This is a genomic window from Streptomyces sp. SID486 (assembly GCF_009865385.1).
Classification (GTDB): domain Bacteria; phylum Actinomycetota; class Actinomycetes; order Streptomycetales; family Streptomycetaceae; genus Streptomyces.
In genome coordinates this window covers 1-12,277 of the sequence record NZ_WWJT01000451.1, presented here as the reverse complement: position 1 = coordinate 12,277, position 12,277 = coordinate 1, and the positions used below count along the sequence as shown (strand labels likewise).

The window sequence follows — 12,277 nt, the reverse complement described above, 5'->3', positions numbered from 1 at the left end:
CCCGCCGGGGCACCCCGTCTGTGCTTTCCGGGGTGCCGTGCGCCGGGGGCGCTCCGCCGGTCCTCCCGCCGGGCGTTCCGTCAGTCTCCGGGCCCGGGGGAGCCGGTGACCTCCCAGGCCGCCTCGATCATCCGGAACACCTCGTCCACGGCGGCCTGCGGATCGGCGGCCTCGCGGGCCAGTGAACAGGCGTCGATCGCGAACCGGGCGACGGCCCGGCACTCCGTCGCGGTCCGGGAGCGGCCGGGGCCGGCGGCGATCGCGACGGCCAGCGCCTCCGCGTGGCGCAGCCGCATCGACTCCTCGTACTCCCGCAGGGCGGGTGTCTCGTCGATCAGGCGCCAGACCGGCGCGGCGTCGTCCGCCGTGCAGTGGCGCACCAGGGCGTGGATCTCGCGGCGCAGCGCGGGGACGAGCGGCTCGTGCGGGGCCAGGCCGCTGACCGCCTGCGCGAGGCGCTGCTCGAAGTCCGCGTCCCGCTCGAAGACCAGGGCTTCCTTCGCGGCGAAGTGCGAGAAGAGCGTGGTGACGGCCACATCGGCCTCGGCGGCCACGTCACGGATGCCGACCGCGTCGTACCCGCGCTCCAGGAAGAGCCGCAGCGCGGCGTCGGCGATCTTCTGACGGGTCGCGGCCTTTTTGCGCTCACGGCGTCCGGACGGCACGGTCATGGCGGGATACTAGCAAGTACGAAAACGTAACCGTTGTTAAACGCTAACCGTTAGGGCTATGGTCGCCCGCATGAAGAAGGTGACCTTCGCCGAGTTCGGCGGCCCGGACGTCCTGCACCTCACCGACGCCGAGGAGCCCCACGCGGGCCCCGGCCGGATACGCATCGCCGTACGGGCGGCGGGAGTGAACCCCGTGGACTGGAGGATCCGGGAGGGCCAGGTCCTGGGCGCGCACCCGGTCGAACTGCCCGCCGGGGTCGGGCTGGACGCCGCCGGGGTGGTGGACGAGGTCGGTGCGGGTGTCGAAGGGGTCGAGGCCGGCGACCACGTCTTCGGCGAAGGGTCGAGCACGTACGCCGAGTTCGCCGTGCTGTCGGCCTGGGCCCGCATCCCCGAGGGGCTGACGTTCGAGGAGGCGGCCGGATACCCCTCCGTGGTGGAGACCGCCCTGCGCGTCCTGCGCGAGGTCGGCGTCCGGGCCGGCCAGACACTGCTGGTCAGCGGGGCGTCCGGGGGAGTCGGTTCAGCGGTGCTGCAGATCGCCCGCGAGCGCGGCATCACCGTGATCGGTACGGCCGGCGCCGCGAACCAGGACTACCTGCGCGGCCTGGGTGCTCTCGCCACCACGTACGGCGAGGGCTGGGCCGACCGGGTGCGGCGGCTCGGCCCTGTCGACGCGGCTCTCGATCTGGCCGGCTCGGGCGTGCTCCGTGAGCTGGTGGCACTGACGGGAGACCCGCGCAAGGTGATCTCCATCGCCGATCTCGGCGCGCCGGAGTTCGGAGTCCGCTTCTCCGGGGTGCCCGGAAGCATGCCGGACGCGCTCGCCGAGGCGGCCGCTCTCATCGCCCGCGGGAGACTCCGCATCCCGGTCGAGAAGGCGTACCCGCTCGCCGAGGCGGCGGCGGCACACATCGACAGCCGGGCCGGGCACACGCGCGGACGACGGGTCATGGTCGTCTGAAGCGCTCGGCGGCCCTTCCGGACGGTCCGGGCGACGGGGTCCGGTGGACCTGACCGGCTCGCGACCGGCACCTGGTCGTCCGGACCGTTCCAGGGGGCGCTGGTCGCCGGTGGCGGTCGTCCGGGCCGCCCACCTGTGCCGGTGCGCGGTCCGACAGGGCGTCGGCATCGGGGGCGGACGGGCGGGCGTAGCGTAGACGGCATGTCGAAGTACGGATCCTTCCCCGGTACCCGTCCCCGGCGGCTGCGGACGTCGCCCGTCATGCGCCGCATGGTCGCCGAGACGCGCCTGCACCCCGCCGACCTCATCCTCCCGGCGTTCGTCCGGGAGGGCGTGAGCGAGCCGGTGCCGATCGCCGCGATGCCGGGCGTCGTCCAGCACAGCCGGGACAGCCTGAAGAAGGCCGCGGCGGAGGCGGTGGAGGCCGGGATCTCCGGGATCATGCTGTTCGGCGTGCCGGAGGAGGCCAGGAAGGACGCCCAGGGCACGGTCGGAACCGACCCGGACGGCATCCTCCAGGTCGCCCTGCGGGACGTCAGGGCCGAGGTCGGCGACGACCTGCTCGTCATGTCCGACCTGTGCCTGGACGAGTTCACCGACCACGGGCACTGCGGGGTGCTGGACGCCGACGGCCGCGTCGACAACGACGCCACCCTGGAGCGGTACGCCGAGATGGCCCAGGTGCAGGCCGACGCCGGCGCACACGTGGTCGGCCCCAGCGGGATGATGGACGGCCAGATCGGCGTCATCCGCGACGCGCTGGACCAGATCGGCCGGGAGGACGTGGCGATCCTCGCCTACACCGCCAAGTACTCCTCCGCCTTCTACGGCCCCTTCCGCGAGGCCGTCGCCTCCTCGCTCCAGGGCGACCGCAAGACCTACCAGCAGGACCCGGCCAACTGGCGCGAGTCCCTGCGGGAACTCGAACTGGACCTGGCCGAGGGCGCCGACATGGTGATGGTCAAGCCGGCCGGCCCCTACCTCGACATCCTCGCCCGGGTCGCGGACGCCGTGGATGTGCCGGTCGCCGCCTACCAGATCTCCGGCGAGTACGCGATGGTCGAGGCCGCCGCCGAGAAGGGCTGGATCGACCGGGACCGGGCCATCTTCGAGACCCTGACCGGCATCAAGCGGGCCGGGGCGCGGAACATCCTCACCTACTGGGCCACCGAGGCGGCCCAGTGGCTGCGCTGACCGGCGGGCGGCTCACCAGCTGCTGATGGCGTCCAGCTCCTGCTGCCAGTACGTCACCTTCAGCGAGCTGTCGTAGTAGACGCCCTTGGCGGGCAGGGGCGGGGTCGCGGACGGCCCGCCGCTGCTGTTCGGGGTCATGCCCTGGAAGGCCACGGTCAGGCTGTGGCTCGTCATGCCCCCGGCGCCGCTGCCGTCGGGGGCCGACAGCAGCACGCCCGCGTACGCCGACGCGCCGGGCTCCAGGGAGACCACGGCCTGCGGCTGGGTGTCCCGGTCGGCCTGCGGCACCCACTGCATCTCGCCGAACCGCACGACCGGGTAGTACGGCAGCTCGCAGGTCCTCCCCCCGGTGTTCCTCACCGTGAGCAGCAGGTGGTTGAGGGGCCGCCGGAGCGGCTGGGCGGTGACGGTGGTGTTCGCGCCGTTGCACAGCACCGGGGGGCCGCCCGCGGAACCGCGTCCGCCGTGCCCCGCGGAGGCGCTCGGCCGCGCGTCGGTGGCATCGGTACGTGCCCCGGGCGCGTCGCCCGCCGTACCGCTGCCGGAGCTCTCGCCGCCGGACGTGCCGTCGGTGCCGTCGGCGGGGGTGCCGTCGGTGGTCGTGGCGTCCCGGGGGGTCTTCGGCGTGCCGGTCTGCGCCACCGTCGGCCCCGAGGCGCCCTCGTCCTTGGTTCCGGTCCCGCCGCCGCACGCCGTGAGGGCGAGGGCTGCGGCCGCGGTGCCGGTGACGGCGAGCAGACGGAGTTGGCGCATATGCATGGCAAGTCCTCTTTCAGGCGGGGCCTGTTGGCGTGCTTGGATGACCAACAGCCTGTGGGTGCTCCCGCCCCGACGGCCAGCGACCGCGGACGATCCGGGACGCTGGAACGCCCACGCCGGCTCTGACCAGTGAAAAGAGCCCTTCCCTGGAACGCCGGGGTGGGACGAGGGGGACGGAGGAACGGTGTCGCGAGGCACGTCCGAGGGCGGCTTCGCCGAGCTGCTGCGGGAGTTGAAGAACCGCTCCGGGCACAGTTACGGCACGCTCGCCAAACGGCTGCACATGAGTACGTCGACGCTGCACCGCTACTGCAACGGGGACGCCGTACCGACGGACTACGCGCCCGTGGAACGGCTGGCCCGGCTGTGCAAGGCCACCCCCGACGAACTGGTGGACCTGCACCGCCGGTGGGTCCTGGCCGACGCGGGCCGCGGACGGAAGGCGCCGGCGCCGGAGCCGGCCGCCGGGGAACCGCAGGCGCCGCCCGCGGCGCAGGCACCGGAGACGGTGCCGATGCGGGCCGGGGCAGCCGAGGACCCCGGGCACCGGAATCCGGACCAGAACGAGAACCGGAGTCAGAGGCAGAGTCAGAATCAGACTCAGCATCAGACCTGGAGCCGGGACCGGTCAGGGGACGCGGACCGGACTGAGGGCGCGGGCCGGGCTGAGGGCGCGGGCCGGGCAGGGCGACCGGGCTGGACGCGGAACCCGAAGCGGAACCGGGCCGTTCTCCTCGCCGCGGCTCTCACCGTCACCGCGCTGCTCGGCGGCGTGGCGGTCGCCCTGAACCTGCCCTCCGACGAGGGGAGGCCGGAGGACGGCAAGGCCGCCAGGGCGGTCACGCGGAGCGCGGGAGCAGGCACCCCAGGCCGCGCGCCGGTGACGCCCACGACCGGGAGCCCGACACCGCACCCGTCCGCCGTCGGCTCGGCCTCACCCTCCCCCCGGAGCCCCGCCCCGGACGGTGAGGAGCCCGCGGCCCCGTCTCCGCGTGCCTCCACGACCGCGGGGACGTCCGCCGACCCGCCCCTGACGGTCTCCACCCAGCCCTACGCCTGGAAGGACCCCTGCTCCCCGCACTACCTGATCGACCGGCCGCCGGCCGAGGTGTCACCACCGCCGGTGGAGCAGGACGCGCCCGCCTGGGTGGACGTCCACCACGCGGTGCCGGCGGGGGAGCAGTACGTGACCTTCACCGTGCAGGGCACCGGCAAGGAGACCGTGGTCCTGGAGGGGCTGTACGTGCGCATGGCGGGCAAGCGGTCCCCGCTGGCCTGGAACGACTACGCCATGGGCTACCCGGGTGTGGGCTGTGGTGGCGGTGTGCCGACGCGGTCCTTCACGGTCGCCCTGGACGCGATGCGTCCCGCGCCCGTGCCCGAGGCCGGGAGCCGGGGCTTTCCGTTCAAGGTGAGCCAGTCCGACCCCGAGACCTTCCACATCACGGCCGACGCGTCCGCGTACGAGGTCAGTTGGTACCTGGAACTCGCCTGGTCCAGCGGGAGCCGGCACGGCACGCTGCTGATCGACGACGCCGGCCGCCCGTTCCGCACCAGCGGGAACAACAGCCGGCCGGCGTACGCCTTCCCGCTCGGGGGCGAGAAGTGGCAGCCGGCGTCGGACGCCGACTGATCCTCGGCCGCCGGGGGAGGCCAGCCCCCTCCGCCGGCCGGGGGCGGGTCCTGCGGCCGCTACACGGCGGCCCCCGCGAGTCGGTCCCCCGGTCAGCCGCCCGGCGATCCGCGGGTCAGCCAGCCGCCGTCCCCCGGTCAGCCACCCGGCGATCCGCGGGTCAGCCACCCACCGTTCCCCCGGTCAGCCACTCGGCGGTCCCCCCGGTCAGCCAGCCGCCGTTCCCCCGGTCAGTCCCACCAGAAGGACCAACTGGTGGCGCCGACCAGCTCCTTGGCGTACGTCCGCAAGCCTCCCGGGCCGCTCTGGGTGACGGCGTCCGGGCACAGGGCGTAGTGCTCGGCGGCCAGGATCTCCGCGTCGTCGAGGCCGGTGGGCGGTGCCGCGACGGAGACGACCAGCGTGTCCGGGCCGAGCGCCACCACCCGGACGCCGAACCGGTCCTCCCACGACCGCAGCACCGCGCAGATCCGGGCCACGTCGCCCTCGTACTCCAGGGGGCCCGTCCAGCCGATGGCCGCCGGTATGTCGGCGGAGCGGCGGGCCGGGACGAGGGCCAGGTGCGGTTCCTCGATCCACTCGGCCCATGTGCCGGGGTCGCGGTTCACCGCGTCGGCGACCTGCGCGGCCCGGGTCTCCGGATCGGCGGTCTGCACCCCGGCGGGCGCGAGCCCCGGCCAGTCGGCCCCGAAGGGCTCGATCTCCTCGTCGACGTGACCGTCCGTCTCCTCTTCCCAGTACTCCGCGAGGACGTCCTCCACCTCGTGGTCCCCCGGGTACGACACCTCACCGGGCAGCAGCTCCCAGTCCGCGAGTCCGTCCCGGCAGCCGGCCAGGTCCACGAGCACCGGCAGCAGCCCCGCACGGGCCGCGGGCACGCCCAGCGCCTTCCAGGTGCCGGGCGCGGACGGCTTCTCCGCATGCCACAGCAGGGGCTCGTGCCACGGCCCGTCGTCCGTCACGTCCACCAGCCTGCCGGGCGGCAGTCGGAGCCCCAGGGAACGACCACTGGGGTCGGTGGCCAGTCCGGGCAGCGGGTTGGGAAGAGTCGCCATACCGCAGACTGTAAAGCCCGCCACTGACAACGCCGTTGGGGGCTTGTCGGCGTGGCGCCGCACGCCTCCCGGGGTGGTGCCTCCCGGGGCGGTGCCGGCCGGGGCGGTGCCGGCCGGGGCGGTGCCGGCCGGGGCGGTGCCGGCCGGGAAGCGGCGGGCCGCCGCGTCAGACCATCGTCGTGATGCAGAACGGGTGGCCCGCCGGGTCCAGCAGGACGCGCCAGCGCTGTGGCTGCGGCTGCGTCGCGGGCTTGGTGGCGCCCAGCTCCAGCAGACGGGCCTCGGCCGCATCGAGGTCGTCGACGCCCACCTCGATGTGGGCCTGCTTCTCCTGGGCCGGGTCCGGCCAGGTGGGGCGTCGGTAGTCGGCCAGGCGGTTGAAGCCCAGCCCGCCCACCCCGTCCTTGCCGCCCAGCAGGACGAAGTCGTCGGACGTGTAGGCGACGGGCAGGCCGAACATCTCGCCGTAGAAACGGGACAGTTCGACGGGGTCGGCGCAGTCGAAGGTGACCGCGACGTAGCGGAAAGCGGGTGCGGAAGTGGTCTGCGAGGTCATGGGGGAGACAGTAGAAGGTGATCCGGACAGTTCCTGTCCTGGTCATGCGGACCGTGTGGAAAACTTCGCCTCGTGCTCAGCGCGTCCGCCCGTCTGCTGCGCCTGCTCTCGCTGCTCGCCGCCCGGCCCTCCTGGACCTGCGCCGAGCTGGCCGACCGCATGGCCGTCACCGACCGCACCGTGCGCCGGGACGTCGCCAAGCTGCGTGAACTGGGCTACACCGTCGACTCCGACGCCGGGCCCTGGGGCGGTTACCGGCTGCGGGCGGGCTCGCGCGTGCCGCCGCTGATGCTGGACGACGAGGAGGCGCTGGCCGTGGCGGTCGGGCTGCGTCAGGCGGCGCTGAGCGGAGCCCTCGGCGGGGACCAGGCCGCGCTGTCCGCGTTGCTCAAGCTGCGCCAGGTACTGCCGCCCCGGGTCGCCGAGCGGCTGGGGGAGTGGGACGACGCCCTGGTACGGCTGCCCTGGCCCGAGGAGCCGCGGTTGCGGCCCGGCATGCTGCTGGAGCTGGCCGCGGCCTGCCGACGGGGCGAACGGGCCCGGCTGTCGTACCGCGACGGGGAGGGCCGGAGCACGGTCCGGGACGTGGACCCGTACCGGCTCGTCCACACCGGCCGGCGCTGGTACTTCGTCGCCCGCGACGTGGCCCGTGGCTGGCGCACCTTCCGCGCCGACCGCGTCGAACGGCTCGTGCCCACCGGGCACCCGGTGGAGATCACCGACCCGCCCGACCCGGCCCTGCTCGTCTCCCGCAACACGGCGAACGGCCCCTACCCGCTGTCGGCGACCGTCCGCCTCCCGCTCCCGATGGACGAGGCGCTACGGGTCGTCCCGGCCACGGTCGGCACCCACCGCCCGGACGGCCCGTCCGCCACCCTCGTCGACATCGGCGGCCCGCACCCGGACGGCCTCGCCCGCTACCTCCTCGGGCTGGCGACACCCCTACGAGTCCTCACCCCGGACTCCGTACGCGCGGCCCTGGCGCGCCGCACCAGGGAACTCCTCGCCGCTCAGACGGCCGACGGCCCGCCCCCGGGTTGAGGGCGGGCCGTCGGCCTGTACGCGTGCGTGCCGTGGGCGGTCAGAGCTTCTCGGGAGTCCTGATGCCCAGGAGGGCCATGCCCTGGTGCAGGGTGCGGGCCGTGACGTCGCACAGGAAGAGGCGGTTCTCCACCTGGGCCGGGGTCTCGGCGCGCAGTACCGGGCACTTGTCGTAGAACGTCGTGTAGAGGGACGCCAGCTGGTAGAGGTACGCCGCCAGCTTGTGCGGGGCGTACTCCGCGGCCGACTCCTGCACCGTCTCCGCGAAGGAGTCCACGTGCAGCCCGAGGGCCCGCTCGGCGTCCGCCAGGGGCAGTTCCGGGTGGGGCGCGGGGCGGACCTCGCCGGCCTTGCGGAGGATGGAGCGGATACGGGCGTAGGCGTACTGGAGGTAGACGGACGTGTCGCCGTTCAGCGAGACCATCTGGTCCAGGTCGAACTTGTAGTCCCGGTTCGCCGACGTCGACAGGTCCGCGTACTTCACCGCGCCGATACCCACCTGGGTGCCCCGCTCGGCGATCTCCTCCTCGGACAGGTCCTGTGCCTTCTCCCGGACCACGGCCGACGCGCGCTCGATCGCCTCGTCCAGCAGGTCGACCAGGCGGACCGTCTCGCCCTCACGCGTCTTGAACGGCTTGCCGTCCTTGCCGAGGACCGTGCCGAAGGCCAGCTGCACGGCCGTGACGTCCTCGCCCAGCCAGCCGGCCCTGCGGGCGGTCTCGAAGACCATCCGGAAGTGCAGGGCCTGCCGGGCGTCCACCACGTAGAGCAGGGTGTCCGCCTTCAGGTTGAAGACGCGGTCGCGGATGGCGGAGAGGTCGGTGGCCGCGTAGCCGTAGCCGCCGTCCGACTTCTGCACGATCAGCGGGACCTGGTTGCCGTCCGGGCCCTTGATGTCCTCGAAGAAGACGCAGAGGGCGCCCTCGGAGCGGACCGCGACACCCGACTCCTCCAGCAGGCGGCAGGTCTCGGCCAGCATGTCGTTGTAGCCCGACTCGCCGACGATGTCGGGGTCCCGGACCTCCATGTCCAGCTTCTCGAAGACGGAGAAGAAGTAGATCTTCGACTCGTCCACGAACTTCTGCCAGATGGCGAGCGTGTGCGGGTCGCCGGCCTGGAGGTCGACCACCCGGCGCCGCGCCCGCGTCTTGAACTCCTCGTCGGAGTCGAAGAGCTTGCGCGCGGTCTTGTAGAGGCGGTCGAGGTTCGACATCGCCTCCTCGCCCGAGGCCGCGGTGTCCTCGGCGGACGCCTTGTGGTCCAGCTCGTGCGGGTGCTCGTCCAGGTACTGGATGAGCATGCCGAACTGGGTGCCCCAGTCGCCGATGTGGTGGCGCCGGACCACGTTCTCGCCGGTGAACTCCAGGAGCTTCACGACCGCGTCGCCGATCACCGCGGAGCGCAGGTGGCCGACGTGCATCTCCTTCGCCACGTTCGGCTGGGCGTAGTCGATCACCGTGGTGCCCGGGTGCGCGGCGAGCGGCACGCCGAGGCGGCCGGTGTCGTCCGCGTACCGGGCGGCCAGGTTCGCCGTGATCGCCCGGTCCGCCACGGTGATGTTGAGGAAGCCGGGGCCGGAGACCTCGACGTCCTCGATCACGTCACCCGTCACCACCTGGGCGACGACCTGGGTCGCCAGCTCCCGGGGGTTCGCCTTCGCCTTCTTGGCCAGGGCGAGGATGCCGTTGGCCTGGAAGTCGGCCCGGTCGCTTCGTCGCAGCAGCGGGTCCGCGCCGGCGGCCTCCGGCAGGGTGGCCGTGAGGGCGGACGCGAGGTGCTGCTGGACGTTGTCGGTGAGGGACGTGACCGAGGCCATAGGAATGGGTGCCGTTCTCCTCGTGGGGATGGATAGACCCGCCCAGTATCCCATGGGGGTAAAGCCGTTTTCCCGGTCGCCGGACGGTCTGTGAGAATGGAGTGTCACCCCGTTCAGAAAGAAGGACGTGCCGATCGTGGCTCAGAGCACCGAGATCACCGACTGGGTCTCCCGTTTCGCGGACGAGGTCATCGAAGAGTCGGAGCGCCGTGCCCCGGGCAAACCGGTCGTCGTCGCGTCCGGGCTGTCCCCGTCCGGTCCGATCCACCTCGGCAACCTCCGCGAGGTCATGACCCCGCACCTCGTCGCCGACGAGATCCGCCGCCGCGGCCACCAGGTCCGGCACCTGATCTCCTGGGACGACTACGACCGTTACCGCAAGGTCCCGGCCGGTGTCGCGGGCGTCGACGACTCCTGGGCCGAGCACATCGGCAAGCCGCTGACCTCGGTCCCCGCGCCGAAGGGCTCCCCGCACCCGAACTGGGCCGAGCACTTCAAGGCCGCGATGACGCAGTCGCTGGCCGAGCTGGGCGTGGAGTTCGACGGGATCAGCCAGACCGCGCAGTACACGTCCGGTGCCTACCGCGAGCAGATCCTGCACGCCATGAAGCACCGCGGTGACATCGACGCGATCCTCGCCCAGTACCGGACCAAGCCGAAGGGCAAGAAGCCCCAGCAGAAGGCCGTCGACGAGGCCGAGCTGGAGGCCGAGGAGGGTTCGGGCGCCGCGTCCGAGGACGACGGCAGCTCCGGCTCCGCCGGGTACTTCCCGTACAAGCCGTACTGCGGCGGCTGCGGGACCGACCTGACCACGGTCACCTCCTACGACGACGACACCACCGAGCTGTCGTACACCTGCACCGCCTGCGGCTTCGCCGAGACCGTCCGGCTCAGCGAGTTCAACCGCGGCAAGCTGGTCTGGAAGGTCGACTGGCCGATGCGCTGGGCGTACGAGGGCGTGATCTTCGAGCCGAGCGGCGTCGACCACTCCTCGCCCGGGTCCAGCTTCCAGGTCGGCGGGCAGATCGCCCCGATCTTCGGCGGCGTGCAGCCCATCGGCCCGATGTACGCCTTCGTCGGCATCTCCGGCATGGCGAAGATGTCGTCCTCGCGCGGCGGCGTGCCGACCCCGGCCGACGCGCTGAAGATCATGGAGCCGCAGCTGCTGCGCTGGCTGTACGCCCGCCGCAGGCCCAACCAGTCCTTCAAGATCGCCTTCGACCAGGAGATCCAGCGGCTCTACGACGAGTGGGACAAGCTGGCGGGGAAGGTCGCCGACGGCTCCGCGCTGCCCGCCGACGTCGCCGCGTACGCCCGTGCCGTGGGCACCGCCGCCGGCGAGCTGCCGAAGACGCCGCGCCCGCTGCCGTACCGCACGCTGGCCTCCGTCGCCGACATCACCGCCGGGCACGCCGACCAGGCGCTGCGGATCCTCTCCGAGCTGGACCCGGAGCAGCCGCTGGCCTCGCTGGACGAAGCCCGCCCGCGGTACGACAAGGCCGAGTCCTGGATCAACGCGCACGTGCCCGCCGACCAGCGGACCATCGTGCGGGACGAGCCGGACGCCGAGCTGCTGAAGTCGCTCGACGAGGCGTCGCAGCAGTCGCTGCGGCTGCTGCGCGACGGGCTGGCCGAGCACTGGTCGCTCGACGGGCTGACGCACCTCGTGTACGGCGTGCCGAAGGTGCAGGCCGGGTTCTCCGCCGACGCCACGCCGAAGGAGCTGCCGGCCGAGATCAAGACGGCCCAGCGGACGTTCTTCGCCCTGCTGTACCACCTGCTGGTCGGCCGGGACACCGGCCCCCGGCTGCCCACGCTGCTGCTCGCGGTCGGCCAGGAGCGGGTGCGCAGGCTGCTCGGCGAGTAAGCGGCGCCGGCGCAGTGCGCCCGGCCGCACGGTGAGGCGCTGGGCCGCACGGTGAGGCGCTGGGCCGCACGGTGAGGCGGCCGACCGCACGGTGAGGCGGCCGACCGCACGGTGAGGCTGCGGGCCGCACGGACGGCGAAAGGGGGTCCTCCTTCCGGGAGGGCCCCCTTTCCGTGCCGTCATGCCTCACGCCGTCACGCGATGTGGTCCTCTTCCAGCTCCGCGTTGAAACGGTTGGTGAAACGGTTGACCATGCGGTCCGTCTCCCGCGGCGGGAGCGTCAGGCCGTACGTCGCCTCCACCGCCTCGCCGAACTGGTGCGGCGTGGGAAAGCTGCCGTCTATCGACTTGCGGAAGACCTGGTAGAAGTCGTCCTCGGTCGGGTTCGGCTCCGGGGCGCCGCCGCCTCCGCCCAGCTCCCGGGTGCGGGTCGGGCTCACCGGTATGGGAAAGCTGCCCGTCTCCTCGGGGGAGGGCTGCTGGAACTGCTCCGGGGGCTGGTCCTCGTACCACTCCTCGTACTGCTCCTCGGGCTCGTACTGGGGCTCGGGGGGCGGTTCGTAGGCGGGGTCGTAGCCGCCGTGGTACTCGATCTCGCGCTGCGCCTGGAACCAGGGGCTCTCCTCGTCCACCGGGGGCTCCTCCGGGTACGGGGCGCCGGCCGGTGCCTGCTGCGCGGGGACGGCGGCCGTCCCGGCGGCCCGGCCGCCCGGGGCCGCGG

General features: G+C 73.1%; 10 protein-coding genes and 1 pseudogene. 5 read left to right on the top strand and 6 right to left on the bottom strand.

Annotated elements, in window-relative coordinates:
• Positions 1 to 80: 80 nt before the first annotated feature.
• A complete protein-coding gene (locus tag GT045_RS20930; protein WP_161293110.1) occupies positions 81 to 671 on the bottom strand; it encodes a TetR/AcrR family transcriptional regulator in 591 nt (196 codons plus the stop codon).
• 70 nt (positions 672 to 741) lie between these two features.
• On the opposite strand from GT045_RS20930, the gene GT045_RS20925 reads away from it, so the two are divergent.
• Together GT045_RS20925 and hemB are read left to right on the top strand one after the other, a co-directional pair.
• On the top strand, positions 742 to 1,635 hold the full coding sequence (locus GT045_RS20925; protein ID WP_161335093.1) for an NADP-dependent oxidoreductase: 894 nt from the start codon (positions 742 to 744) through the stop codon (positions 1,633 to 1,635).
• Positions 1,636 to 1,836: 201 nt separating this feature from the next.
• Entirely contained in the window at positions 1,837 to 2,829 is a 993-nt protein-coding gene (gene hemB / locus GT045_RS20920; RefSeq protein ID WP_161293104.1) for a porphobilinogen synthase, read from the top strand.
• A gap of 12 nt (positions 2,830 to 2,841) precedes the next feature.
• On the opposite strand, the gene GT045_RS20915 is transcribed toward hemB, so the two are convergent.
• Positions 2,842 to 3,582, bottom strand: coding sequence for a DUF4232 domain-containing protein (locus GT045_RS20915; protein WP_161335092.1), 741 nt, complete (start codon positions 3,580 to 3,582; stop codon positions 2,842 to 2,844).
• 190 nt (positions 3,583 to 3,772) lie between these two features.
• On the opposite strand from GT045_RS20915, the gene GT045_RS20910 reads away from it, so the two are divergent.
• Positions 3,773 to 5,221 (top strand): helix-turn-helix domain-containing protein, encoded by a 1,449-nt coding sequence (locus tag GT045_RS20910; protein ID WP_161335091.1) that lies wholly within the window; start codon positions 3,773 to 3,775, stop codon positions 5,219 to 5,221.
• Positions 5,222 to 5,451: 230 nt separating this feature from the next.
• Here the strand turns inward: GT045_RS20910 and GT045_RS20905 are convergent, their stop codons facing one another.
• A complete protein-coding gene (locus GT045_RS20905; protein WP_161335090.1) occupies positions 5,452 to 6,276 on the bottom strand; it encodes a DUF4253 domain-containing protein in 825 nt (274 codons plus the stop codon).
• Between the two features lie 166 nt (positions 6,277 to 6,442).
• Entirely contained in the window at positions 6,443 to 6,832 is a 390-nt protein-coding gene (locus GT045_RS20900) for a VOC family protein (protein ID WP_161287822.1), read from the bottom strand.
• Between the two features lie 72 nt (positions 6,833 to 6,904).
• On the opposite strand from GT045_RS20900, the gene GT045_RS20895 reads away from it, so the two are divergent.
• A complete protein-coding gene (locus GT045_RS20895; RefSeq protein ID WP_161335089.1) occupies positions 6,905 to 7,873 on the top strand; it encodes a YafY family protein in 969 nt (322 codons plus the stop codon).
• A 40-nt stretch (positions 7,874 to 7,913) separates the two neighbouring features.
• Here the strand turns inward: GT045_RS20895 and argS are convergent, their stop codons facing one another.
• Positions 7,914 to 9,689 (bottom strand): arginine--tRNA ligase, encoded by a 1,776-nt coding sequence (argS, locus tag GT045_RS20890; RefSeq protein WP_161287824.1) that lies wholly within the window; start codon positions 9,687 to 9,689, stop codon positions 7,914 to 7,916.
• Between the two features lie 127 nt (positions 9,690 to 9,816).
• Between argS and lysS the strand changes: the two genes are divergently transcribed.
• A complete protein-coding gene (gene lysS / locus GT045_RS20885) occupies positions 9,817 to 11,556 on the top strand; it encodes a lysine--tRNA ligase (RefSeq protein ID WP_161287825.1) in 1,740 nt (579 codons plus the stop codon).
• A 194-nt stretch (positions 11,557 to 11,750) separates the two neighbouring features.
• Here lysS and GT045_RS20880 read toward each other — a convergent pair.
• Positions 11,751 to 12,277: pseudogene (locus GT045_RS20880) on the bottom strand (hypothetical protein); the annotation flags it as partial.